We start from the raw sequence: 23,925 nt of genomic DNA, 5'->3' as shown, positions 1-23,925 counted from the left end.
AGTCGGGATTGATATGACCACACGCTTTCGCACGTCCCTGTCCGCTCTCGCTGCAACCACCATGCTGGTCGCGGCCCCGTTCGCTTTCGCGGACACGGCACCCGCAGCCGTCGCACCCAGTGGCGCCATCAAGCCCCAGACGGGCGTTCAGGCGCTCCCCAATTTCGTCACGCTCGTCAAGCAGGTGAAGCCGGCTGTCGTGTCCATCACGTCCCACATCAAGGCGGACGTGGCGGAAGAAGAGGAAAACGGTCCGGGCGGCGGTGGCGGTGGCATGGGCCAGGGTTCGCCGTTCCCGTTTCCCTTCCCGTTCCAGATGATGCCGCAGCAGCAGCAGCCCAACCGTACCGTCGAGGCCCGCGGTTCGGGGTTCATCATCTCGTCTGACGGCTATGTCGTGACGAACAACCACGTTGTGAACGGTGCGACCAAGGTGACGGTCACGCTCGATGACGGCACGACGCTGCCGGCCAAGATCATCGGACGCGACCCGAAGACGGACGTTGCCCTTCTGCGCGTCAAGCCGACCGGCAAGCTGCCGTTCATCGAACTAGGGGATTCCGACGAGGTCCAGCCGGGCGAATGGGTCATTGCCGTGGGCAATCCCTATGGTCTGGGGGGTACGGTGACAGCGGGTATCGTCTCGGCACTGGGTCGTGACCTGCATTCGGGCGCCTATAACGACTTCATCCAGGTCGATGCGCCGATCAATCATGGCAACTCCGGTGGTCCGCTGTTCACGCAGGACGGCAAGGTCGTGGGCATCAATTCCATGATCATCTCGCCCAATGGGGGCGGCTCGATCGGTATTGGTTTCGCCATCCCGTCCGACACCGTCAGATCCGTCGTGAGCCAGCTTGAAAAGACCGGCCATGTCACGCGCGGCTATCTCGGCATCGAGGGGCAGGACATCTCGCCCACGATGGCGCAGGCGCTGAACCTCCAGTCCCCCGAGCCGGGTGCCCCGCCGCGCGGAACTCTGGTGGCGTCCGTCTCCAAGGGCAGCCCCGCCGAGAAGGCCGGCATCAAGAGCGGCGATGTCGTCACCACGCTGAATGGCAAACCGATCAAGAACGGTCATGATCTGGCGGTGAAGGTTGTGTCCATCGCGCCGGGTACCGCCGCGACGCTGGGCCTGCTGCGTGACAGCAAGCCGATGACGGTGAACTTCACGGTCGGTAACCTGTCCGCGCAGGATCATGCTTCCGGCGATGCCGCCGACAGCGCACAGGCGGGTGCGGGCAAGCTGGGCGTGTCGCTGGCCTCCCTGACGCCGCGCGCGCGTCAGGAACTGGGTCTGGATGACAGTGTGCAGGGTGCGGTCGTGGCTGATGTCGTGCAGGGCTCGCCTGCCGATCAGGCCGGGATCCGTCCGGGCGATATTGTCGTGGCGGTTGGCAATCACGTCACGCCGTCGCCCAAGGCTGTCGTGGCGCAGGTGCATGATGCTCTGGGTCGCAAGCAGCCGCCGCTTCTGCGGATCCTGCGTGACGGGCAGCAGCTTTTCGTGGCCGTCTCCCCGACCGGTTCGGATGACGACAGCTCCGACGACGCCCAATAAGGTTTGCGTCAGGAGCAGGAAAGGCGGGAAGGGTCAGACCTTCCCGCCTTTTTTATGTTTGTTTTCGTATCGGATCCGAAATACTGTCGGGCTTTCACCCGTTTGGGACCGTGTTATCGTGCACCTGATTACTGTCATGAAGTTCGTCAGTGGAGCGCTGGCTTTGCTGGCGCTGACTTTTCTCCCAACGATCATTGCCCTCTGTACCCGCAAGGTTCATTGGCGCGAGGCGTTTGTGGTCAATCTGGCGTTTGCCTTCACGTTTGCAGGCTGGTTTGCCGCCATTGCATGGGCCGCGACTGGAGACGATGCGAAGATCAAGACCCGTTTCAGAGGGCTTTCAACTCGCAAAAAGGTCCTGCTCGTTCTGGAGCTGGTCTTTGTGGAAATGGCGGTGACAGGGTATGCCGTGTTCCATCATTCTTCCCACGCCACACATCTTCTGCACTGATGCGGGGTCAGCGCTCCGCCTTGCCGATCCGATCGTAAAAGAACCAGACACCCAGCATCTGCGACAGCAGGATCGTCGCATTGCACGCCGCCGTCGACAGGCAGGCTCCTGCGAGACCAAAATGCCGCGTCAGAACATAGAGCGCCGGGAAATAGATCGCCATGACGGCGGTGCGGTTCTTCATGAGGAACTTCACATGCCCCACGACGATCAGCAGCGGCTCAAGCGGGATGACCAGCAGGCTGAACACCGCCGCCAGCAGCATGATGGAAATATAGAGCGACGTGTGATGCACATGGACATGCAGCAGGAAGCGGAAGATTGTCGATCCGAAGAAGGCGGACAGCAGCAGAAGGACGACTGAAAGCCCGCCCAGAACGCCGAACATTTTCCAGGTCACACGCTTGAGCCCGCGCCAGTCCTGCCGGTCCCGCATCCGGACCAGTTCGGGATAGAGGACGGGGGAGATGAGCTGCGCCGGGGTGACGATCCCGTCCGCGATCTGGCGGCAGACGCGGAAAACGGCCGCTTCCGCCGGTCCGAGGCCCGTTCCGACAACCAGCGTTGCCACATGGCCCGAGATGTTGCCCAGCGTCTGGTTGATGCTGGCCGCGCGTGTGAACTGCCACATGCCCGGGATCTGCCAGCGCCAGTGCCGGAACGCCCGGAAATACCGGAAGCGGAATTTCCGGTGCAGGATGTCCAGCGCATAATAAATGTAAAAGCCGTAGTCGATGACAATCGTCATGGCCCAGACGAACAGGAAATATCCGAGCTTCAGATGCAGGACATAGCCCAGCAGCACGCCGAAAGTCTTGGCGATGGCGGCGCAGCTGTCGATGATCGGGACGAGATGGAATTTCCCGGCCATCCGCAGGATGCCGTTCGCCCAGCCTGAATACATCAGCGGGCTGACGCAGACATACAGATCGGCCAGAAACCGCACATGCGCGGACCAGTTTGCGGTGTGGCCGTAGATCTGCACGCCCACGAGGCCGAAAGCGATGGCGAAGGCCGCCGAAAGCGTGTCGAGACGGATGCAGAAATGGACGACCCGGTGCAGGAGGTCCGTATCATTGCTGCTGAAGCTGTCGCTGCCGAAGCGGATCAGCGTCTGCCAGGACTGCATCCGCGACAGGACTGAGCCGGTCGAGGCCAGGGAATGGATCAGGATCAGCAGTCCGAAATCGGACAGCCCCAGAGCGCGGACGGCCACGGCGATATAGATGAAGCTGCACAGCGCATTGGCGATGCGACCGAGGGTGAGAACACTGACATTTTTGAAAATGGATTTGAAAACGGAGCGTTCGCCGGACATGCGGGCCTTACTGACCACAAAGCCAGTGGAGTGTCCATGGCAGTAACGAATTGTAGCACTCCGGGAAGTTTCTTGACACGAAAAGGTCAGGGATTATGAAGAAAATATTACATATTTCGGTGTCAGGATTTCTGCGAACGGGATCTTGCGGCGACCCGTCTTCTCCTGAAGGCCCCATCCCGAAAAGCGCAGGTTTCCGGCCTGTTTTTCAGGCAGGACGCATCTGATCAGTCATGAAAATCGCCTTCATTTATATTGCCGAGCCCTACCAGTGCTATCATACGGCGTCCGTCGCCAGCGCATTGGCTGCGATCCCCGGTCATGATGTGGTGGAATATTACAGTTTTCCCGAGACGGTGAAGCATCTCGCCCGCATCCGCCGTGCGCTGGACGTGCCTGACCTGCCGCTGAAGGCTTTTCCGAAATCGCTGAAAGCCCGTCTACTGAAGCGCGCAAGACGCCTTGATCAGGAGCGGCTGGTGGTGCTGCGGGAGAACATTGCCGAGCTGAACCAGTATGATGCGGTGGTGGCGACGGAATATACGGCCGGTGTGCTCAGGGAGATGGGGCTTTGCGGCCCGAAACTCATTCTGCTGATGCATGGTGCCGGGGACCGCTACGTCAATGACGAACATCTCGTGCGGGATTTTGATCTGACGCTCGTTCCCGGCCCCAAGGTTGAGAGCTATTTTCAGGACAAGGGCCTTCTGAAACAGGAAACCACGCGGGTTGTGGGGTATCCGAAATTCGATGTGTTCGAGGCCGTACAACGCGAGAAGACGATCTCGTTTGGCAATGGTCGCCCTTTTGCACTGTATAATCCGCATTACCAGCGCAAGCTGACATCGGCGTCAGGCTGGATGATGCCGCTGATCCGGGGGTTCAAGGCCCAGAGCGAGACCGGGGAGAGCGATTACAATCTGGTTGTGGCGCCGCATATCAAGACCTTTCACAAAGGGTTTGGTATTCGCGAGCGTCAGCTCAAGCGGCAGCGAAGCCCCCAAGTGATGGTCGATACCGGGTCGTCCGCCATGCTGGACATGACCTACACGTCTCAGGCCGCGCTCTATATTGGCGATGTCAGCAGTCAGGTTTACGAGTTCCTCGGCATTCCGCGCCCCTGCGTTTTCCTCAATCCGCGCAAACTGCCCTGGCGGGATGATCCGTATTTTCTGCACTGGACGCTGGGCGAAGTGGTGGAGGATCTGGACGATCTGATGCCTGCCATCGCCCGCGCGCGGGAGCGTCATGCGGCGTATCGTCCGGCGCAGGAAAGTCTGTTTCAGGAAACCTTCGGCACCCCGCTTCTGGGGGGATCGCAACGCGCCGCGGACGCCATTGCGGAGTTCATGGCCGCAGCGTGAGGCTTTTCAGCATTCGGGGAAATTGACGGCCAGACCGCCGAGCGACGTTTCCTTATAGCGGTGGTTCATGTCGCGCCCCGTCTCGGCCATCGTGCGGATGACCTGATCGAGCGAGACGTGATGCGCGCCGTCGCCGTGCATGGCGAGGGAGGCCGCATTGATGGCCTTGATCGCGCCGAACGCATTGCGCTCGATGCACGGGATCTGCACCAGCCCGGCCACCGGGTCGCAGGTCATGCCAAGGTGATGTTCCATGCCGATTTCTGCGGCATTTTCCACCTGAAGTGGCGTGGCGCCCAGAGCCGCCGCCAGCCCGGCCGCCGCCATCGAAGACGCGACGCCGACTTCTCCCTGACAGCCGACTTCCGCGCCTGAAATCGACGCATTGAGCTTGAACAGTCCGCCGATAGCCGCGGCCGTCAGCAGAAACCGGCGCTGTCCGTCGAGCGAGTATTCGGGGCAGAACTCCCGGTAATAGCGCAGCACGGCCGGGATCACGCCCGAGGCGCCATTGGTGGGGGCTGTGACGACGCGCCCTCCGGCAGCATTTTCCTCGTTCACCGCAATGGCGAACAGGCTGATCCAGTCCATGATGCCGTGCGCGGAGGGCTGGTTGCTGCGGCTCTGGTCCTTGAGCCGTTCGTAGAGTGCGGCGGCCCGTCGGCGGACGTTCAGCCGTCCCGGCAGCGTGCCGGAGCGGTGCAGCCCGGCGTCCACGCAGTCCATCATCACGGAGACGATCCGGTCCAGATAGGCTTCGACCTCGGCGCAGGGTCGCAGCACGCTTTCGTTCGCCAGAACGACGCCTGCGATATCGAGCCCTGTGTTTTGCGTGCGCTCCAGAAGCTCCGTGCCGCTGGTGAAGTCATACGGCATGTCGGGCTGGGCGTAGGTCGCGGTTTCGGTGGCCTGTTCCGGTACGATGAAGCCGCCGCCGACCGAACAGAAGCGCGCGCAGGCGAGCAAGGTGTCTGTGGAATCGAATGCTTCGAACTGGAGCGTGTTGGGATGGACCGGCGGGACGGTCTTCGTGTCGAGAACGATGTCCGTGTCCGGGTTGAACGGCGTGGGGTGGCCGTTGAGCGGGATCAGATGCGCCTGCGTCACGGACTGCACGATGCCGTCTGCGAGCGCCGGGTCCATCGTGTCGGGCTTTTCTCCCGCCAGACCCAGAATGACCGCGCGGTCCGTGGCATGGCCCCGGGCTGTCCAGGCGAGCGAGCCATAGAGCGTCACGCGCAGTCGCGCCACGTCCGGCGTGTCGTTCAGGCTCTCGGCAAAGCGGGTGGCCGCGCGCATGGGGCCGACGGTATGGGACGAGGACGGCCCGATGCCGATCTTGAACAGGTCGAACAGGCTGATCATTCAGGCAGCAATTTCAGCCAGCAGCGCATCGACGTCTTCGATGCGTGTGTGAAAACTCGGCACGAGGCGGATGAGCGTGCCCGAGACGCCTTCCGGCGTGGGCCAGCGATAAAATCCGTATCCCGCCGCCTCAAGCTCCTCGACCAGCCGGTCCGGCAGGATGACGAACACTTCGTTGCCCTGCGTCTCGAACGGAAGCTGTGCACCCGCGTGACGGCGCAGACCTTCGACGATGCGCTGGGCCATGGCGTTGGCATGGGCGCTGTTTTTCAGCCACAGCCCGTCTTCCAGCAGCGCCAGAAGCTGCGCGCTCAGGAAGCGGGCCTTGGACCACAGATGCCCGCTGCGTTTGATGCGACGCTCGAAATCCTTCAGGACCGGGCGCGTGCGGTCATTGACAAAGAACACGACCGCTTCCGCTGCCATGGCCCCGCATTTCGTACCGCCGAACGACAGGACATCCACCCCCGCTTTCCATGTCGCCTCTGCTGGCGTGCAGCCCAGATGGGCAATGGCATTGCTCAGTCGCGAGCCGTCCAGATGGACGGGGATGTCGTGTTCATGGGCGATCGCACAGAGATCCGCGAGGTCTTTCAGCGCATAGACCGTGCCCCATTCCGTGGCCTGCGTCAGCGACAGGGCGTGGATGGGGGGTTTGAGAATTCCGCCCTGCGCATTGACCCGCAGGCCCGTGCGCAGGGCTTCGGCGTCCATGCGGCCGTCGGCGGAGGGGAGCGTGACGAGTTTGGCGCCATGCATGAAGAATTCGGGGGCGCCGCCCTCGTCGTTGCTGATATGCGCGCTCTGGTCACACAGAACCGCGCCGTAGGGTGCTACCAGCGAGGACAGCGCCAGACTGTTGGCCGCCGTGCCCGTCACGACCGGGAAGACCGCGACGTCCGTTTCAAAAACCGCGCCGAACCGGGCATTCAGGGACCGGCTCAGCGCATCGTCGCCATAAGAGCCGACATTGCCCGCATTGGCGCGCATCATGGCGTCCATAACGGCGGGACATGCGGGAGAAACATTGTCACTGGCGAAGTTCTTGCGTATTTCGTCGGTCACGAGACCATCCTCAGTTCCTGCAGCCGTTACGGCCTGTTTGCCAGCGTAACTGAAACGACCGCCTGTTGTCATCCGGAGAGCCCATGAGCACGTTGTCCCCCGAGAAGCAGTCCGAACTGGCCTCCAGGATCATCGACGGCAAGGCCATCGCCCGTGCTCTGACCGATCAGGTGGGGCGTGAAGTGGCGAAGTTCGTCGAGCAGGGCAATACGATCCCCGGCCTCGCCGTGGTGCTGGTGGGCAACGATCCAGCGTCGGAAGTCTATGTGAAGAACAAGGCGATCCAGACCCATCGCGTGGGGATGCGTTCCTTCATGCACATGCTTCCGCAGAGCACGTCGCAGGACGAACTGCTGGACCTGATTGCGCAGCTCAACACCAATCCGAAAATTCACGGCATTCTGGTGCAGCTTCCCCTGCCGGCACAGATTGATCCGGTTGTGGTGACGAACGCGATCGCGCCGCACAAGGACGTGGACGGTCTGGGCGAAGTCAATGCGGGCCGTCTGTCACTCGGGATTGACGGGATCGTGCCCTGCACGCCGCTGGGCTGTCTGATGCTGCTGCAGTCCGTCCACAGGGATATGACCGGCAAGCATGCTGTGGTGATCGGCGCGTCCAATCTCGTCGGCAAGCCGATGGCGCAGCTTCTGCTCAAGGAGAACTGCACGGTCACGGTGGCGCATATCCATACGCGCAACACGAAGGAGCTGGCGCGCGAGGCGGACATTCTGGTCGTTGCGACCGGCAAGAGCGGTCTGGTCCGTGGGGACTGGATCAAGCCGGGTGCGACCGTGATCGACGTTGGCATCACCCGCGTTGCAGCGGAAAACGGCAAAACGCGTCTAGTCGGGGACGTGGTGTTTGACGAAGCACTTCCGGTTGCCGGGCACATCACGCCGGTTCCGGGTGGCGTTGGGCCGATGACGATTGCCTGCCTGCTGCACAATACGCTTCAGGCCGCCCGCGCCACATCCTCCGCAACCTCTGCGGATGCCTCCTCATGACGCGCGTTTCTGTTGAACTGGTTCCGCGCACGCCTGAATCCCTGATGGCGGATGTGCAGACCGTGCGGGATATCCTGCCGCAGGTCAGCACGCTGAACGTCCCGGACCTGATACGCTTTGACCTGCGCAGCCATGACGCCGCATCGCTGATTGTGAAACAGACGCCGTTTGAGGTGATCGCGCATGTCCGTGCGACCGATATCGCCCCGAATGCGCCGCTGCCGGGTGCGGACCGGCCGGAGTTGACCTCCATTCTGGTCGTCGCCGGAGATCCGCCGCCAGCCGGCAGCGACCGGGTGGTCTATCCCAACACGTCCGCGCAGATCATCGAACGTTACCGCCGCGAGGCCCCGCATCTGAAGGTTTATGCGGTGTTCGACCCCTATCGCCGCGCGCCGTATCAGGAGCTCGAGGAGATCGCCCGCAAACGCGATGCCGGGGCCTGTGGCTTTTTTACCCAGCCGCTTTTCGACATTCCGATGCTCGAATACTGCATGGACTGGCTGCGGGACGACACGGTGTTCTGGGGCATCTCCCCGGTTCTGGGCGACAAGTCGCGCCGGTACTGGGAGCGCATGAACCATGTGATCTTCCCGCGCGATTACGACGGGACGCTCGACGGCAACATCGCTTTTGCGCGCCGGATGCTGGCTGTCGTGACCGCAAAAAACGACAATGCCTATCTGATGCCGCTGAAAGTTGATCTGGCATCCTATCTGGGAGCGCTTGGCGACATTATAACGGGGTAACATCGAACTTACCCAACGGAGGGCCTGCCCCGGATGTCTGTGCGCCTTTTTCTGCTTCCCCTGCTGGGAGGCGTACTCGCTCCCGCCGCCCTGTTGCCTGCGACCACTTTTGCGAAAACTCTCGCTGACCCGGCCACCGTCTTCGCACCCCTGACCCTTCCCGACGCTCCGAACGTCTACCGCTCGGGGTCGGGGCTTCCGGGCCCGCAATACTGGCAGAACCGTACGGATTACGTGATCCATTCGCGGATCGACACGCAGGCGCATGTCCTGCACGGCTCCGAAACCGTGACCTACAGCAACAACAGCCCCGAGGCGCTGGACGTTCTGTGGCTCCAGCTCGACCAGAACATCTATCGCGCCGATACACGGGGTGAGGTCGGGGCGATTCCGGGTAGTCACATGATGACGGGCAACCACACCGACGGCATGGTGATCGAGCATGTCTCGGTCGTGCAGGGTGGTCGGGACGTGGATGTGACGCCGCTGATTTCCGATACGCGGATGCAGCTCACGCTTCCCCGTACGATTGACCCGCATGGCGTGGCGTTCGTGAAGATCGACTGGCACTACACGCTGCCGGGCCCCTGGGGTGGTCGTACTGCTGTCACGCCGACCCGCGAAGGCGATATTTATGAAGTGGCGCAGTGGTATCCGCGTCTGAGCGTTTATGATGACCGTCGTGGCTGGAACACGCTGCCTTATCTGGGGCAGGAGTTCTTCCTGGAATATGGCAGCTTCGACTATAGCGTGACGGTGCCGTGGAACTACACGCTGGTAGGCTCCGGCGCGCTTCTCAATCCTGAACAGGTTCTCACCTCCGTTGAGCGGAACCGCCTTGCACAGGCCTCGCAGAGCGACACGCGCGTGATGATCCGCACGCTCGATGACATTACCGACCCGAAAAGCCATCTGAAGCAGAGCGGCGAAGTCACCTGGCATTATGGGATGCGCAACACGCGCGACGTGGCGTTTGCCGCTTCACCGGCATTCGTTTGGGATGCCGCGCGTATCAATCTGCCGCCGGTTGTGCCCTGGACGAACTATCATGCCGTGCCGAGGCTTGCGATGTCAGTCTATCCGCGTGAGGGGATCGGGCCGCATGGCTGGGACCGCTCGACAGATTACGTCAAACACGCCATCGAATATTTCTCGTCGCAGTGGTTTGAATACCCTTGGCCGAACGCCATCAATCTGGGTGGTCATGGCGCGGGCATGGAATATCCGGGCATCGTTTTTGATGGCATGAGTGACCGCGATCCGGAGTTGTTCTGGATCACGACCCATGAACTGGGCCACGGCTGGTTCCCGATGATTGTGGGGACGGATGAACGCCGCAATGCCTTCATGGATGAGGGCTTCAACACATTCATTGATGTGTATGCATCCGATCACTTCAATAATGGCGAGTTCGCCCCCAAGCGCGATTCTGAATTTGCGCCCAAAACCGGCAACCCCGCGCAGGATATCGTTCCGGTTCTGACTGATCCGGATGCACCGGTGCTCATGACGGCCGCCGATGGCGTGTCGGAGAAATACCGTCATGGCGTGACGTATTTCAAAGGCGCTTATGGATTGAAACTGCTGCGCGAACAGATCCTCGGACCGGTCCGGTTCGACGCGGCATTCCGGCGCTATATTGCGGAATGGGCTTTTAAACACCCGTCTCCGTCGGATTTCTTCCGGCTGATGAGCAGCGAAGCGGGCGAGGACCTGGGCTGGTTCTGGCGCGGCTGGTATTTCACCAATGCCGCTCCGGACTATGCGCTCGGAGACGTCCATCATGACGCCGGAAAGCCTGCGACCGTGCAGGTTCGCAATTACGGGGCGCTCCCGCTGCCGGTGGTTCTGCGCGCCGATTATGTGGACGGGAAATCGGAAGAGCTTCGCATACCGACGGAAGCCTGGCGCCAGAGCAGCGACATTGTGGTTTCGCTGCCGGTTCATGACGGCCTCAAGGCCGTGACGCTCGACCCTGATCACGTCATTCCGGATATCGACCGTTCGGATAACCGGCTGGCGATTACTCCCTGAGATTGTGACGACATGCGAGGCACGGTACCGCCTCGCATGGTTCTGCTTCGGAGCATGAAAAAGGGCGCCTGGCAACCGGCGCCCTTTTTTTAGTTGGGAAATGCTCCGTCGCCGGAAACGCTCAGCCGACGAGTTCCAGAGAGGATTTCGTGGCCGACCCGCCATAGGCCTGAGACGCAGACGGCGTCATGGCATAAGGCGCGGGTTCCGTGGACAGACCTTCGATCATGTCGTTGTTGACATCGACGAGGGGCTGCAGGTCTTTCGGTGCGTTGAAGGCCGCATTGGAATAGCGCATGGACCACGACCCGACCTTGAGAATGTCATCGCGCAGCACGGGCGGAAGGGGGCAATCGACCCGTTCGACGCTCAGGGACAGGATGCTCCACAGCTTCAGATTGGCTGCCAGCGCCGCGACCTTCTTTTCATGATCTTTCGCCTGCGTCAGCAGCGTATTGACGTGCCGGAACGCCATAACCTCGACTTCCCGGGAAGACAGATAGCTTCCAGACTGTTTCTGGTACTGTGAGGCTGCATAGGTCACGGAGGCAAACTCCTTTCGGGAAAGACTGTTTCGGAAGCCTGTGCGGGAAAGGCATCAGGCTTCTGGAGCAGTCCTGCCGTGGCAGGGGGGTCTGAAGGGTGCCGGATAAACCGGCACCCTTCAGTAACCTGATCAGCCGCGGAAGAGGCTGAGCAGGGTGGACGACTGCGAGTTCGCAATCGACAGGGCCTGAACGGCCAGCTGCTGCTTCGTCTGAAGCGAGGTCAGCTTGGCGCTCTCGGCTGCCAGATCGGCATCCGTGAGCGCGCCAACACCCGTCGTCAGGGCATCGGACAGGCTGGATGTCGTGGTCTGGAGGTTGGAGATCGTCGTGCTGGAATAACCGATCGAGGAGGCTGTCCGCGTCACGCTGGAGATCGCAGCCTGAACGACGGCACTGACGACGTTGGCGCCAGTAACGGCAGTTGCCTTACCCGTGAAGCCTGTGGTTGTGTTTGCCGCACCTGCAGTGAACGTGGCATCACTTGCAGGACCCTTTGTGAGGGTAACTGCTCGTGTGCCATCCGCGGAAGCGACGCCCGTGGTAGGGGCAATCGTACTGACTGACACGGCGACATTGTCCGTGGGCGTCACTGTCAGGTTGTTGGAGGAATCAGTCGTGGCAGTGATGCCCTGAGCAGCCATCGCCTGCTGCATCGCCGTGACCTGATTTGCCGCGTCCGTGGGCATATCGATATTGGTGACAACAGTGTTTGCACCGGTCGACGCCGTATACGAGTAAACGGCGTTACCCTGTTTGTCTGTGGATTGGACGATTGAGCCTGCCGTCGTACCGCTGGCGGTATTGGTTAGGGCGTATGTTGTCGAACCGTCTGAGTTCGTGGTTCCACTGCCAAGAGTAAGACCTTTGGTACTATCGCTTCCAGCAGCAGCAGTCAGCTTTCCTGTTGAATCGACCGTCAGGTCTCCAAGAATCGAGTTGTCTGTGGCGCCGCCATTGACCTTATTGTCGAGAAAATTGAGTGCGGAATTGTCACCGCTGGTCGTCTGCGCAACGAAAACGTTGTTGCCGACCGTGATTGCTGATGTGGAACCAGTCGTGTTGAAAGGTGTGGTGCTACCGAGAGCGATTGTATCTGTCGTCGGGCTCTGGAAAGTCCCCATCTGCGTGGATGTCGCGTCAATGGAGTTGCCCGCGATCGTCAGGTTGTTGCTGGAATCGCGGGACACGCCAAAGCCCTGGTATTCCATGGCCTGCGTCATCAGGTTGACCTGCGCGACGCTCTGGGCGCTCGAAGTGCCTCCCGCGGTGCTCAGGGAAGATGCGGAGGACGTATTGACGTCTGTGATGACGGACTTGGTCGTCGCATTTCCGTTGGAGTCAAAGGCCGTATTGGCAGTGTAGACGGAATTGCCATTGCCGTCCTTGGACTGGGAAATGCTATCCCCATTCGACAGCGAATAGGTGATAGAACCATCTGACGCGGTCGTCTGTGAACTGATCTGGACAGTTGCGCTGCTCTTTGCCGACAGCTTGCCATCCGTACCGAGAGTAAAATCTCCAACAGCTCCGCCGACTGCCTTGCTGAGCATGTCCATAGCTGTGCCCTGTCCAGCAGAGGCTTGGTTATCTGCCACGAAATCGTAGCTGACGGCCGGGGTGGCTGCGGTAGGCGTGGCCGTCGTCGAAGCTGCTGTTGTATTCTTTAACTGAATAATATTGTTCGTGGCGAAGGTGCCCGTGGTCGTGCTGCTGCCCAGAGCCAGAGAAGAGCCGGACATGTCCATGCTCAGATTTGTCAGGCCCAGGCCAGCGGACGTAACGTTGAAGCCGTTCTGCGTGAAGGTGGAGCCCTGTGCGTCCATGGCGGTCGAGAGGCTCGTATAGGTCGTGCCATTGCCCGTTGCACCGGACAGCAGGTTCACGCCCTGGAATTTCGCACCCGTAGCGGCAGAGTCGATGGAAGCCAGCGTCTTGGTGATGGCGTCGTTCAGGGTCGAGTTGTCGACGCCTGTCGTGTTGGTGCCGATCGTGGTGGCTAGAGACTGCAGGGCGGACGAGATGCTCGACAGGCCGGTCGTTGCGGTGTTCAGCACCTGAGCGGAGAACGAAAGGCCCGTGGAGACGCCTGACAGCGTCGAGATCTGGGCGGTCATGTTCTGGGCGATGGAGTACATCGCGGGATTGTCAGAGGCCGTGTTGACGGACTTGCCAGTGGAAACCGTGTTCTCGGTCTTGGTCAGGTCAGCCGTCGTCTGATTGAGGCTCTGAAGTGCGGCCATTGCCGCAGTGTTGTTATTAATGGACAATGACATTGAATCTGTTCTCCGTCGGTGCAGGTTTGCGACCTCAGGATAGGGGGGAGTGGTTAACGGAAGCTGAATCGGTTCCGTTAAAAAAAGCCCTTCAAAAATAACGGAATACCGGGAAACAAGAGGTTAATTTCACGGTTTCTCTTGCGTTCCGTCATCTGGAACGAAATAAGAACACAGCATGAAGAAAACACTCTCCCAAAGACTGGCGATTCTCTCCGATGCGGCGAAATACGATGCCTCCTGCGCGTCGAGCGGCTCGACGCGTCGGGATTCCGCAAAGAGCGGGGGGCTTGGCTCCACCACGGGAAACGGGATCTGTCATTCCTATACGCCGGACGGGCGGTGCGTGTCGCTGCTCAAGATCCTGCTGACCAATTTCTGCGTCTATGACTGTGCCTATTGCATCAACCGGTCGTCCTCGAATGTGGAGCGCGCGCGCTTTACACCCGAGGAAGTCGTGTGGCTCACGCTGGAATTCTACCGGCGGAACTGCATCGAGGGGCTGTTCCTGTCTTCGGGCATCATCCGCTCATCCGACCACACGATGGAGCAACTTGTGCAGGTGGCGCGGGATCTGCGATTGAAGCACGGGTTCCGGGGCTATATCCATCTCAAGACCATCCCCGATGCCTCGCCGCGTCTGCTGGAAGAGGCGGGGCGCTATGCGGATCGCCTCTCGATCAATGTGGAAATGCCGACCGTGGCCGGGCTGGAGCAGTATGCGCCGCAGAAAAAGGCGAGGGGTATCCGGCAGGCCATGGGGGAGATGCGGCTGAAGATCGACGCGGGCAAGGACCGCAGCCATACCGGGCGCCGGGCCGAACGGTTTTCGCCGGGGGGGCAGAGCACGCAGATGATCGTGGGGGCAGATGCGGCATCCGATCAGGATGTTCTGGCCAGCAGCGCTAATCTTTACGGCTCTTACGGGCTGCGGCGCGTCTATTATTCCGCTTTCAGTCCTATTCCTGATGCATCCGCCCTGCTGCCGGCGACAAGTCCGCCGCTTCAGCGCGAGCACAGGCTCTATCAGGCGGACTGGCTGTTCCGGTTCTACGGATTTGCTTTCGGGGAACTGACGGCCGGGCGTGCGGACGGGATGCTCGATCTGGAGCTGGACCCCAAGCTGGCCTGGGCGCTGGATAACCGGGCGTTGTTTCCGCTGGATCTGAACCGGGCGCCGAAGGAGATGCTGCTGCGGGTGCCGGGGCTGGGGGTGAAGGCCGTAGCGGCCATTCTCAGGGCGCGGCGGCATCAGGCTGTGCGGCTGGAGGATCTGGCCCGGCTGAACGTGTCCATCCGCAAGGTCCGGCCCTTCGTGCAGACGCCGGGCTGGAGTCCCGCCCGTCTGACTGACCGGCACGACCTGCGCAGCCTGTTCAGCCCCGCGCCCCAGCAGATGAATCTTTTGTGACGCGCTACGTCCTGACCCTTGAGGACAGCGCCGTGTTCGAGCCCTGGCGGGAGATGGCGCGCGCGGCTTTGCAGCGTGCGATTCCGCCCGAGGCCCTCGACTGGCGGATCAGGGGGGGCGAGACGGATCTGTTCGGGCAGCAGACCAATGACAGCGACGGCATGGTGGCGCTGACGGAGGGGCCGGTCCTGAAAAGCGTGACATTGCGCGCGTCCTGCATCGCGTTGTTGCGGGACATGCTGTGCCATTCCGATCCCGGCCGGTTCGCGCTCGCTTACCGGATCGCATGGCGCGTTCAGGGCAATCCGCATCTGCTGGATGTGGCGACGGATGCCGATATCGCAAAAGCGCGGATCATGATCCGGCAGAACCGGCAGGACTGTCACAAGATGACGGCCTTCGTCCGCTTTCGCGAACTGCCCGCACAGGTCGGGGGGGAGGGCAGCGGGCGTCGGCGGTTCCTCGCCTGGTTCGAGCCGCAGCACCATATTCTCGAACGCATCGCGCCCTTCTTCTCGAAGCGCTTTACGGACATGGACTGGATGATCCTGACCCCACGCGGTTCCATCTGCTGGGACGGGAAGGATCTGGCCTACTCCTCTGAACCCTGCGAACAGCCGGAGCTGGATGACGGCTTTGGGGATTTGTGGGACACCTATTATGCCTCCACGTTCAATCCCGCCCGTGTCCGCACGAAAGCCATGCGTCGTGAGATGCCGGGTCGCTACTGGAAAAACCTGCCCGAAACGCGCCTGATCCCGCAGCTTGTGGCCGGGGCCGAGGCGCGCGTCCAGATGATGGCCGAACAGGTGCCTCTGCCGGCTCCGGCCTTTCACGAACGCCTGCGCTCCCGTGACAGTCTTCCACTCCAGCCGCTTTCGCATACGCCTGAAGATCTGGCTGCGAAAATTCGGAGCTGCACCGCGTGTCCGCTGCACTGTGCGGCCACGCAGGCTGTCGTCGGGGAGGGGCCGGTTGAGGCGCGGATCATGGTCGTTGGCGAACAGCCGGGCGATCAGGAGGATCTGGCGGGGCGGCCCTTCGTTGGCCCGGCGGGACAGGTGTTGCAGGAGACGCTGGAAAAGGTCGGGGTCGATCGCAGCACGCTGTATCTGACAAACGCGGTCAAGCATTTCCGTTTCCGTCTTCAGGGGCGGCGCCGCATTCATCAGAGCCCGGATGAGGGGCATGTGGCGGCCTGTCGCCCCTGGCTGGAACAGGAAATTGCGCTGGTCCGGCCCAGCCTCATTGTCTCGCTGGGGGCTACGGCGCTGAAGGCGCTGGATGGTCCGGGCAGGGCGATGGCGGAGAGACGCGGTACGCTCTGGACGGCGGGAGAGGGCGAAAATGCCGTCCAGCGTCTGGCGCTTGCCCACCCGTCTTGGCTGCTGCGGCTGGGGGACAGCGCGCAGGGAGAGATCGAACGGGAGCGGTTCGAAGAGGGTCTCGCGCGGCTGCGGGATTTTTGCGGGCGTCCGGACGCGTGAAGAACGGACAATTGGAAACGGATCAGTTTTTTCCAGCTTGAAGCCCGCGAGACGATATGTCATGGATGACCGAACCGATCGGTCAGTACGAGGGTTTCAGGCCCTGCACAGTCAACCCGGTCACGATCTGACAGACCTGTTTTCAAAGCGAGAAAAACATTATGGCGCAAGGCGATCAGGCCGATCACGCGCAGGATGGCACGACATCCGACAAGAACGGAAAGCCGCAGAAAAAGCGCAATCCCCTTGTCCGGATCGCGTTGATCCTGCTGGTGGTTCTGGTTCTCGTGGGTATCGGGGCCTATCTTTTCCTGACCCGCAACAATATCGAGACGGATGACGCCTACACGGCCGGTCGCAAGATCGCCATAGCCCCTCACGTCAACGGGTACGTTACGCAGCTTCTGGTGAACGATAACCAGTTCGTCCACGCCGGTGACCTGCTCGTGAGAATCGATAGCCGGGATTATGCCGCTTCCCTGAACAAGGCCGAAGCCGCCGTGTCCCAGGCGAAGGCCAATATTGACGCCTATCAGCTCATGCTGGCCGTGGCGCACAAGAACTTCCCCGGACAGCTCGTCACGGCGCAGGGCAACCTTGCTGCCGTTCAGGCGGAACTTATCAAGGCCGAAGCCGATTACCGTCGCCAGCGTTCGGTGGCCCGTGCTGCTACGTCGCAGCAGGATATCGACTATGCCCGCGCCGCGCTGGATCAGGCGAAAGCCCGCGTCCTTCAGGCCCAGGGGCAGCTGACGCAGGCCGAGCCGGTCAAGGAAAACGTGGCCAGTGCCGATGCCCGTGTCACGCAGGAACAGGCATCTCTCGCATCCGCCAATGCAGAGCTGACGCAGGCCCGCCTGAACCTCGAATGGACGGAAGTCCGCGCTCCGCATGACGGCTGGATTTCTCAGCGTAACGTCGAGCGTGGCGATTACATGCAGGTCGGGCAGGAGATGTTCTCCATCGTCGAGCCGGAAGTCTGGATCGTGGCGAACTACAAGGAAACGCAGCTCACCGACATGCGCCCCGGCCAGAAGGTGGATATTGACGTCGATGCCTATCCGCAGCTCAAACTGCATGGCCACGTGGATTCCATCCAGCTTGGCTCAGGTGAATCCTTCAGCGCCTTCCCTCCCGAAAACGCGACCGGAAACTTCGTGAAAACGGTGCAGCGCATCCCGGTCAAGATCGTGGTGGACAGCGGGCTTGATCCGAACCTTCCGCTGGCCCTTGGCCTGTCTGTCGAGCCGACGGTTTATGTGAAATGAGCGATACTGCCGGGCATCAGGACTGGAAACCCAGTCACAATCCGTGGCTTGTGGCCGTCACGGTCACGCTGGCGGCCTTCATGGAGGTGCTGGACACCACCATCGTCAACGTGGCGCTGCCGCATATCGCGGGATCGCTCGGCAGTTCGTATGATGACGCCACCTGGGCGCTGACGTCCTATCTGGTGGCGAACGGCATCGTGCTGACGATTTCGGGCTGGCTGTCGCGGTTCTTTGGCCGCAAACGCTACTTCCTGATCTGCATCACGATGTTCACCGTCTCGTCCTTCCTGTGCGGACTGGCGACATCGCTGCCGATGCTGGTGGTGTTCCGGCTCATGCAGGGCTTCTTCGGAGGCGGCCTGCAACCGAGCCAGCAATCGATCATTCTTGACACGTTCCCGCCTGAAAAGCGCGGGGCAGCGTTCGGCCTGACCGCCATTGCCACCATCGTCGGCCCGGTTCTCGGCCCGATGCTGGGTGGCTACCTGACGGACAATTTCTCCTGGCGCTGGATTTTCTTCGTCAACGTGCCGTTCGGCATTCTGACGGTCATGGCTGTGACGGCTTTCGTTGAAGATCCGCCATGGGAGCGCAAGAAGCGCGAGAAGGTGGACGTAATCGGCATCAGCCTGATTACGCTGGGCCTCGGCTGTCTTGAAGTCATGTGCGATCGTGGCGAGGATGACGACTGGTTCGGGTCGCCCTTCATCACCACCATGGCTGTGCTGGGTGTGATCGGTGTTGTCGGAGCCATTCTGTGGCTGTGTTATGCGAAGAACCCGCTTGTGCGCCTGTCGGTTTTCAGGGATCGCAACTTCGCGGTCGGCACGCTGCTGATCTCGATGGTGGGGGCGACGCTCTATGCCTCGGCGATTGTCGTGCCGCAGTTTGCCCAGCAGGTTCTCGACTATACCGCGACCACCTCGGGTCTGCTTCTGGCGCCGGGCGGTGTTGCGGTGATCTGTCTGATCCCGATCGTGGGCATCCTGATGAAGTTCATCCAGATGCGATATCTGATCGCATTCGGATTTTTCGCGATGGGCATGGCGATGTTCCAGGCTTCGAACCTCTATGCCGCGATTGATTTCAGACATCTGATGCTCTACCGCATCAGCCAGACGGCCTCGCTGGCGTTCCTGTTCGTGCCGATTTCGACGATCGCGTACTCGACCCTGCCGCGCGAACTGAATGCCGATGCGTCCGCCCTGTTCTCGATGGCCCGGAATTATGTCGGCTCCCTCGCCATCTCTCTGGCGACGGCGGCGATCATCGAGACCCGGCAGCGTCATCAGACCTATGTCACGGATCACATGACGGCGGCCAATCCGGGCCTCAATTCCTATATCGCCAATGCGCAGAAGGTCGCTGAGGCGCACGGGTTCCCGGCCGCGCAGGCGCATAAATTCGCCCTCTACCAGACCTTCCGGGAGTTCACCTCTCAGGTCGCCATGCTGGCCTATAACGAGGTTTTTGACTGGATCGGCGTGATTGCGCTGTTCGTGGTGCCGCTGTGTTTCCTGCTGTCTCCCAACGGCAAGAAGGCGGCCCAGGCCTCAGGCGGCGGTCACTGATGGCGCGGTTCGTAGATCTTCAGGAAACTGTCGGCGGTAAAGGCGGCGAATTCCGCGATGGCGGCATCGCTGTCATCGACCGGCAGCCCGAAGCGCCGGCGCTGGATGATGCGGGCCTGACACATGAGCAGGAACTGCTCGGCCGACAGGCTCGGGTCGGCGATATCCAGCTCTCCCTGCGTTTCGCTGCGCGCCAGATATTCGGTCAGATTGCTGAGCGTCCGGCCAAAGCCGTAGCGCCAGAACGTATCGGCCAGATGGGGAAACTTGTCGACCTCGCTGACGATGATGCGATACAGCCCCAGCGCCACAGGCGAAATCAGCAGGTGAACCGTCATTTCGGCAAAGCGGGTCAGCGTCACGCGCACGGACTGTTCGTTGCTGCGCGCAAGCGTCTCGATGGGGGAAAGACGGCAGCGCACCTGTTCTTCGAAGAACGCGGAAAACAGGGACGCCTTGCCATCGAAATGGTTGTAGAGCGTTCCCTTGGACACGCCGGCCATCTGCGCGATCCGGGACATGGACGCGCCTTCGTAGCCGTCCGCCAGAAAGATCGCCCCGGCTCCTTTCAGGATCTGTTCGCGCTTGGCGCTTCCCGCAGGATCGGTGTTGCCGGATCCGTCGGGAGTGTCCGCGTGGCCGTCGTCCGTGATGCCCGTCATGTGAGCGAAAAATCCTTCTGTCCGTCAGGTCGTCTCTCTAACATGCTGACCGAACCGGTCGGTCACTGCAAGATCATTTCCGCTTCAGGAGTTTCTTTGTGAGCGCAGCCTTCACTTCCCGCGCGCTGCTTTGCGGCTGCGCCCTGTTCACCCTGTCCGGCTGCCTCATGGTGGGGCCTGAATATCACGCGCCCAAGCCTTGGTCGCCTGCGCATTACACCGACCATATGGCCGATGCTCATAGGGCTGGGGCGCCTGACAGCATCATCAGCGAGATGAAGGCCGACAGCCGCTGGTGGCAGGTTTTTCACGATCCCGAGCTGACGTCTCTGGAAGCCCGTCTGGTCAATCAGAACCTGTCCTTCCGCCTTGCGACCGCCAATCTGGCGCAGAGCCGTGCGCAGCTCATCATGGCGGGGGCCGAGCGCTTCCCGGCCCTGAGCGCCTCGGGCTCGTATCAGCGCAGCCAGTACAGCACCAAGGAAATGCAGGAGATCATCAGCCGGGTGGGCGGCAATATCGCGAAGTCCGCGGGGAACACCGCTGGAGCTTCGGTTGGTCCCCTGCTTCAGGGCGCGGCCGATGGTGCCACGGTTCCGCTGCTGAACCAGTGGCGCAGCGCGATTGATGCGACCTATGAAATCGACCTGTGGGGCCGTGTCGCGCACCAGTACGACGCCGCCAAGGCCGATCTTCAGGCGACGGACGAGGAGCGCCGTTCCATCCTCATCGCCCAGCAGGCCGACATGGCGCGGGGCTATATGGGCCTGCGTGGCGACCAGCAGCGCCTGAAGATCCTGCGCGACAACCTCAGGATTCTCACGCAGATCACCTCCATCGCGCAGGAGCGCTATCATGGCGGTCTGGTGACGGAGCTGGACGTGGACTCCGCTCAGGGCCGTCTGCATGACATGCAGGGTCAGGAAGCGCAGCTCGAACAGGCAGTTGCTCAGGAAGAAAACGCGCTTGCGCTGCTTCTGGGTGCCCCTCCGGGCAGCCTGAATGCCGAGCTGGACAAGAACGCCGGCGTGCCGGTCGTGCCGCCTGTGGTGCCCGTTGGCATCCCGTCCGAACTGGCCCAGCGCCGTCCGGATATCCGCGAGGCCGAGGCCCATCTGCGTGGTGCGGTGGCCGAAGTGGGCGAGGCCACGGCGGATTTCTATCCGAAGGTCACGATCAACGCCGATTTCGGGTTCCAGACCCTGTCGTTCCGCGATCTGGGGTTCTGGAACGCGCGCGCCTGGAATGTTGGTCCGTCCATTTCGCTCCCGATCTTTCAGGGTGGACGCCTGTACGGTCAGCTCGAGTTGAAGAAATACGCCCAGAAGGCGGCGGCGATTTCCTATCAGCAGACGGTCATCAAGGCCTGGCATGACGTGGACAATGCGCTGATCGCGTATCGGGATGAGCAGCTGCATCGTCAGGGGCTGAAGAACGCCGTTGATGACAACAGCCGTGCGCTCAATCTGGCACAGAGCCAGTATCGCAGCGGTCTGACGAACTATCTGAACGTTCTAAACGCGCAGGCGCAGCTTCAGTCCGCCCAGCTTGACCTCGTCAGCAGCGACGCCACGCTGGCGACCAACCTGACACGGCTTTACAACGCGCTTGGCGGGGGCTGGGAAGACGCTCTTCCCAACAACCCGGACGTTGCGAAAGCGCAGCTCGCCTCCGCAACGCCCGGTCCCTGAACGGGAAGTCCTTAACCGGGAGGTGCAGGCCTCCCGGCAATTGGTTCCGTCAGTCCCTTTCCATCAGGCTTTGCGCGCGACGGACCGACCCTTGGAGCCCAGAATCTCGAAGGCTTCGTCCAGTCGGCTGACAATGGATTTCTCTCCCACGCGCAGCCATTTGCGCGGATCGTAAAGGGACTTCATCGGCTTGTCGGTGCTGGGGTCGATCTGGTGCTGGAACGCGACCGGATGCTCCAGAACATAGTGGCCCACACCCTGTGCGAACGCGAACTGGATGTCGGTATCGAGGTTCATCTTGAACACGCCGTAGGAAACGGCGGCGTCGATTTCCGCAATCGTCGAGCCTGAACCGCCATGGAACACCAGCGGTAGCGGCTTGGGGCCGCTCTGCGTAGCCTGTTCGACAGCTTCCTGAGAGTTCTTCAGGATTTCAGGGCGAAGCTGCACATTGCCTGGCTTGTAGACGCCATGCACGTTGCCGAAAGACGCGGCAATCGACACGGTGCCGATCGGGGAGAGCAGGTTCCAGGCCTTCAGAACATCTTCGGGCTGCGTGTAGAGATGGGCGTTGTCCGCACCGTCCTCAAGGTCGTGGCCCACGCCATCTTCCTCGCCACCGGTCACGCCCAGTTCGATTTCCAGCCCCATCCCCAGCGGGGCAAGCCGCTTGAGCATCGCGGCTGAAGTCGTAAGGTTGTCCTCGAGCGGTTCGGCGGACAGGTCGAGCATGTGGGATGTAAACAGCGGCTTGCCGGTCGTCCGGAACTCGTCCTCGCTCAGCGTGATGAGATCGTCGAGCCAGGGGATCAGCTTGCGGTCGGCATGATCGGTGTGGAGGATGACGGCGATGCCGTATTCCTTCGCCAGAAGATGGACGTGTCGTGCCATCGAGGCCGCGCCGAGCACGCGGGCGCGATGGGCGTCGGGCAGGCCTTCGCCGGCATAAAAACGCGCGCCACCATTCGAGACCTGAATGACGACGTCCGATCCGTTCCGGGCCGCCGCTTCCAGAACGGCATTGACGCTGTCGGTGCCGACGACATTGATGGCGGGAAGGGCATAGCCCCCTTCATGGCAGGCCTTGATAAGGGCCGTATAACTGGCGCCACTGACGACGCCGGGTGAAACTCTTGACATTGGCGGCTCCAACTGAACGCATGAAACAGGCCAGCAAAACGGGTGCGGCCGTGTTGCGTTGTACTGTACGATGCCAATTGCTTTTCGTCATGAGCCTTCAAATCGCTGAAAGATTTATTGTCAGGATTTGTTGCTTGTGATGCCAGCCCTGTGGAGACTATGGAAAAAACATGGTGCCAAATCTTTCCGACCCAGATCTTCCCGCCCGTATCCTCGTCGTCGAAGATGACGCCGGAATGCGGACCCTCATTCTCCGTGCCCTTCAGGGCGGCGGCTTCCGTGCGCGGGGTGTTGCCTGTGGTGAGGAGATGTGGGCCGCGCTCGAAGTGGCACCCGTCGATCTCATCATCATGGACATCATGCTGCCGGGTAAAAGCGGCATCGAACTGTGCCGCGCGCTGCGCAGTGGGCAGGGTGCGCTGCATGAAAACGAGACGCCCCCGGCCCAGGTGCCGATCATCATGGTCTCCGCCCGGGGCGAGGAACGCGACCGCGTCACGGGCCTCGAATCGGGTGCTGACGATTATGTGCCCAAACCGTTCGGACAGCGCGAGCTTCTGGCGCGCGTGCGGGCCGTGCTGCGTCGCGGCATCGCAACGACCGGTGCGCCGCAGGAGCGCGTCCGCCGTGAGACGCTGCGTTTTGCTGGCTGGACGCTCGATCTGCGCCGCCGGGAACTGACGGACCCGTCGGGCGCGACCGTTGATATTTCCGGTGCGGAACATGATCTGCTGACCAGCTTTCTGGACAACCCGCAGCGGGTCATCGCCCGCGATCGCCTGCTGGAACTGTCGCGGACCCGTCTGGGCGACGTGTCGGACCGCAGTATTGACGTTCTTGTCAGTCGTTTGCGCCGAAAGCTGGGTTCGGACGCCGACCAGCTCATCCGGACCGTGCGCGGTCTCGGATACATCTTCGTCGCAGAGGTTGAACGGGTCTGAACATTCAGAATCGCAT

The 23,925-nt window shown here is 61.4% G+C and carries 19 protein-coding genes; 12 read left to right on the top strand and 7 right to left on the bottom strand.

The genetic code is table 11. The features are described 5' to 3' along the window. The first annotated feature begins 13 nt into the window (after nucleotides 1–13). Nucleotides 14–1,561 (top strand): Do family serine endopeptidase, encoded by a 1,548-nt coding sequence (locus A0U94_RS11580; RefSeq protein WP_062029948.1) that lies wholly within the window; start codon nucleotides 14–16, stop codon nucleotides 1,559–1,561. Nucleotides 1,562–1,697: 136 nt separating this feature from the next. Beyond that, nucleotides 1,698–2,012, top strand: a complete 315-nt coding sequence (locus A0U94_RS15950) for a superinfection immunity protein (RefSeq protein WP_062107508.1) — start codon at nucleotides 1,698–1,700, stop codon at nucleotides 2,010–2,012. A gap of 7 nt (nucleotides 2,013–2,019) precedes the next feature. Here A0U94_RS15950 and A0U94_RS11570 read toward each other — a convergent pair whose 3' ends face one another. Next, on the bottom strand, nucleotides 2,020–3,330 hold the full coding sequence (locus tag A0U94_RS11570) for a lipopolysaccharide biosynthesis protein (protein ID WP_077803449.1): 1,311 nt from the start codon (nucleotides 3,328–3,330) through the stop codon (nucleotides 2,020–2,022). Between the two features lie 233 nt (nucleotides 3,331–3,563). Here A0U94_RS11570 and A0U94_RS11565 point away from each other — a divergent pair, with 233 nt between their 5' ends. Beyond that, nucleotides 3,564–4,694 carry a CDP-glycerol glycerophosphotransferase family protein gene (locus tag A0U94_RS11565; protein ID WP_077803448.1) on the top strand — a complete coding sequence of 377 codons (1,131 nt, stop codon included), beginning with the start codon at nucleotides 3,564–3,566 and terminating at the stop codon, nucleotides 4,692–4,694. 6 nt (nucleotides 4,695–4,700) lie between these two features. On the opposite strand, the gene A0U94_RS11560 is transcribed toward A0U94_RS11565, so the two are convergent. Beyond that, nucleotides 4,701–6,059, bottom strand: a complete 1,359-nt coding sequence (locus A0U94_RS11560; RefSeq protein ID WP_077803447.1) for an L-serine ammonia-lyase — start codon at nucleotides 6,057–6,059, stop codon at nucleotides 4,701–4,703. After that, the gene (locus A0U94_RS11555) at nucleotides 6,060–7,124 is read right to left on the bottom strand and encodes a threonine aldolase family protein (protein ID WP_244178001.1); all 1,065 of its coding nucleotides are present in this window, start codon (nucleotides 7,122–7,124) and stop codon (nucleotides 6,060–6,062) included. Between the two features lie 83 nt (nucleotides 7,125–7,207). Between A0U94_RS11555 and folD the strand changes: the two genes are divergently transcribed. The 3 genes from folD to A0U94_RS11540 are packed head-to-tail and all read left to right on the top strand — an operon-like array spanning nucleotide 7,208 to nucleotide 10,914. Then, nucleotides 7,208–8,131, top strand: coding sequence for a bifunctional methylenetetrahydrofolate dehydrogenase/methenyltetrahydrofolate cyclohydrolase FolD (gene folD, locus A0U94_RS11550; RefSeq protein ID WP_077803446.1), 924 nt, complete (start codon nucleotides 7,208–7,210; stop codon nucleotides 8,129–8,131). Continuing rightward, nucleotides 8,128–8,880 (top strand): methylenetetrahydrofolate reductase, encoded by a 753-nt coding sequence (locus A0U94_RS11545; RefSeq protein ID WP_077803445.1) that lies wholly within the window; start codon nucleotides 8,128–8,130, stop codon nucleotides 8,878–8,880. The genes folD and A0U94_RS11545 overlap by 4 nt, the downstream gene beginning before the upstream one ends. A 33-nt stretch (nucleotides 8,881–8,913) precedes the next feature. Next, the gene (locus A0U94_RS11540; protein WP_077803444.1) at nucleotides 8,914–10,914 is read left to right on the top strand and encodes a M1 family metallopeptidase; all 2,001 of its coding nucleotides are present in this window, start codon (nucleotides 8,914–8,916) and stop codon (nucleotides 10,912–10,914) included. 121 nt (nucleotides 10,915–11,035) lie between these two features. Here the strand turns inward: A0U94_RS11540 and A0U94_RS11535 are convergent, their stop codons facing one another. Together A0U94_RS11535 and A0U94_RS16255 are read right to left on the bottom strand one after the other, a co-directional pair. Next, nucleotides 11,036–11,458 carry a flagellar biosynthesis regulator FlaF gene (locus tag A0U94_RS11535; protein ID WP_062029968.1) on the bottom strand — a complete coding sequence of 141 codons (423 nt, stop codon included), beginning with the start codon at nucleotides 11,456–11,458 and terminating at the stop codon, nucleotides 11,036–11,038. Between the two features lie 132 nt (nucleotides 11,459–11,590). Further along, a complete protein-coding gene (locus A0U94_RS16255) occupies nucleotides 11,591–13,735 on the bottom strand; it encodes a beta strand repeat-containing protein (RefSeq protein WP_077803443.1) in 2,145 nt (714 codons plus the stop codon). A gap of 178 nt (nucleotides 13,736–13,913) precedes the next feature. On the opposite strand from A0U94_RS16255, the gene A0U94_RS11525 reads away from it, so the two are divergent. The 4 genes from A0U94_RS11525 to A0U94_RS11510 all read left to right on the top strand — a co-directional run bounded on the left by A0U94_RS11525 (nucleotide 13,914) and on the right by A0U94_RS11510 (nucleotide 19,475). Further along, the gene (locus A0U94_RS11525; protein WP_077803442.1) at nucleotides 13,914–15,146 is read left to right on the top strand and encodes a putative DNA modification/repair radical SAM protein; all 1,233 of its coding nucleotides are present in this window, start codon (nucleotides 13,914–13,916) and stop codon (nucleotides 15,144–15,146) included. After that, nucleotides 15,143–16,633 (top strand): UdgX family uracil-DNA binding protein, encoded by a 1,491-nt coding sequence (locus A0U94_RS11520; protein ID WP_077803441.1) that lies wholly within the window; start codon nucleotides 15,143–15,145, stop codon nucleotides 16,631–16,633. Before A0U94_RS11525 ends, A0U94_RS11520 begins: the two co-directional genes overlap by 4 nt. 161 nt (nucleotides 16,634–16,794) lie before the next feature. Then, the gene (locus A0U94_RS11515) at nucleotides 16,795–17,901 is read left to right on the top strand and encodes an HlyD family secretion protein (RefSeq protein WP_062107483.1); all 1,107 of its coding nucleotides are present in this window, start codon (nucleotides 16,795–16,797) and stop codon (nucleotides 17,899–17,901) included. Further along, nucleotides 17,898–19,475, top strand: coding sequence for a DHA2 family efflux MFS transporter permease subunit (locus A0U94_RS11510; protein WP_077803440.1), 1,578 nt, complete (start codon nucleotides 17,898–17,900; stop codon nucleotides 19,473–19,475). Before A0U94_RS11515 ends, A0U94_RS11510 begins: the two co-directional genes overlap by 4 nt. Here A0U94_RS11510 and A0U94_RS11505 read toward each other — a convergent pair. Further along, nucleotides 19,469–20,137, bottom strand: a complete 669-nt coding sequence (locus A0U94_RS11505) for a TetR/AcrR family transcriptional regulator (RefSeq protein WP_062029977.1) — start codon at nucleotides 20,135–20,137, stop codon at nucleotides 19,469–19,471. The genes A0U94_RS11510 and A0U94_RS11505 overlap by 7 nt on opposite strands. A gap of 98 nt (nucleotides 20,138–20,235) precedes the next feature. On the opposite strand from A0U94_RS11505, the gene A0U94_RS11500 reads away from it, so the two are divergent. Further along, nucleotides 20,236–21,828, top strand: a complete 1,593-nt coding sequence (locus A0U94_RS11500; protein WP_077803439.1) for an efflux transporter outer membrane subunit — start codon at nucleotides 20,236–20,238, stop codon at nucleotides 21,826–21,828. Nucleotides 21,829–21,891: 63 nt separating this feature from the next. On the opposite strand, the gene fbaA is transcribed toward A0U94_RS11500, so the two are convergent. Further along, complete coding sequence (gene fbaA, locus A0U94_RS11495) at nucleotides 21,892–22,968, bottom strand: class II fructose-bisphosphate aldolase (protein ID WP_077803438.1); 1,077 nt, start codon at nucleotides 22,966–22,968, stop codon at nucleotides 21,892–21,894. Between the two features lie 170 nt (nucleotides 22,969–23,138). Between fbaA and A0U94_RS11490 the strand changes: the two genes are divergently transcribed. Next, complete coding sequence (locus A0U94_RS11490) at nucleotides 23,139–23,909, top strand: response regulator (RefSeq protein ID WP_062029983.1); 771 nt, start codon at nucleotides 23,139–23,141, stop codon at nucleotides 23,907–23,909. Nucleotides 23,910–23,925: the final 16 nt, after the last annotated feature.

The organism is Gluconobacter albidus (genome assembly GCF_002005485.1).
Classification (GTDB): domain Bacteria; phylum Pseudomonadota; class Alphaproteobacteria; order Acetobacterales; family Acetobacteraceae; genus Gluconobacter; species Gluconobacter albidus.
Note: the sequence above shows the minus strand (reverse complement) of the source record. Positions and strands in the feature narration are given on the sequence as shown.

Bases quoted from the DNA above. Each gene is read 5' to 3' on its own strand.
- A0U94_RS11580 (WP_062029948.1), top strand. From the start codon at position 14: ATGACCACACGCTTTCGCACGTCCCTGTCCGCTCTCGCTGCAACCACC.
- A0U94_RS11540 (WP_077803444.1), top strand. From the start codon at position 8,914: ATGTCTGTGCGCCTTTTTCTGCTTCCCCTGCTGGGAGGCGTACTCGCT.
- folD (WP_077803446.1), top strand. From the start codon at position 7,208: ATGAGCACGTTGTCCCCCGAGAAGCAGTCCGAACTGGCCTCCAGGATC.
- fbaA (WP_077803438.1), bottom strand. From the start codon at position 22,968: ATGTCAAGAGTTTCACCCGGCGTCGTCAGTGGCGCCAGTTATACGGCC.
- A0U94_RS11565 (WP_077803448.1), top strand. From the start codon at position 3,564: ATGAAAATCGCCTTCATTTATATTGCCGAGCCCTACCAGTGCTATCAT.
- A0U94_RS11510 (WP_077803440.1), top strand. From the start codon at position 17,898: ATGAGCGATACTGCCGGGCATCAGGACTGGAAACCCAGTCACAATCCG.
- A0U94_RS11490 (WP_062029983.1), top strand. From the start codon at position 23,139: ATGGTGCCAAATCTTTCCGACCCAGATCTTCCCGCCCGTATCCTCGTC.
- A0U94_RS11570 (WP_077803449.1), bottom strand. From the start codon at position 3,330: ATGTCCGGCGAACGCTCCGTTTTCAAATCCATTTTCAAAAATGTCAGT.
- A0U94_RS11525 (WP_077803442.1), top strand. From the start codon at position 13,914: ATGAAGAAAACACTCTCCCAAAGACTGGCGATTCTCTCCGATGCGGCG.
- A0U94_RS11560 (WP_077803447.1), bottom strand. From the start codon at position 6,059: ATGATCAGCCTGTTCGACCTGTTCAAGATCGGCATCGGGCCGTCCTCG.
- A0U94_RS11515 (WP_062107483.1), top strand. From the start codon at position 16,795: ATGGCGCAAGGCGATCAGGCCGATCACGCGCAGGATGGCACGACATCC.
- A0U94_RS11505 (WP_062029977.1), bottom strand. From the start codon at position 20,137: ATGACGGGCATCACGGACGACGGCCACGCGGACACTCCCGACGGATCC.
- A0U94_RS16255 (WP_077803443.1), bottom strand. From the start codon at position 13,735: ATGTCATTGTCCATTAATAACAACACTGCGGCAATGGCCGCACTTCAG.
- A0U94_RS15950 (WP_062107508.1), top strand. From the start codon at position 1,698: ATGAAGTTCGTCAGTGGAGCGCTGGCTTTGCTGGCGCTGACTTTTCTC.
- A0U94_RS11545 (WP_077803445.1), top strand. From the start codon at position 8,128: ATGACGCGCGTTTCTGTTGAACTGGTTCCGCGCACGCCTGAATCCCTG.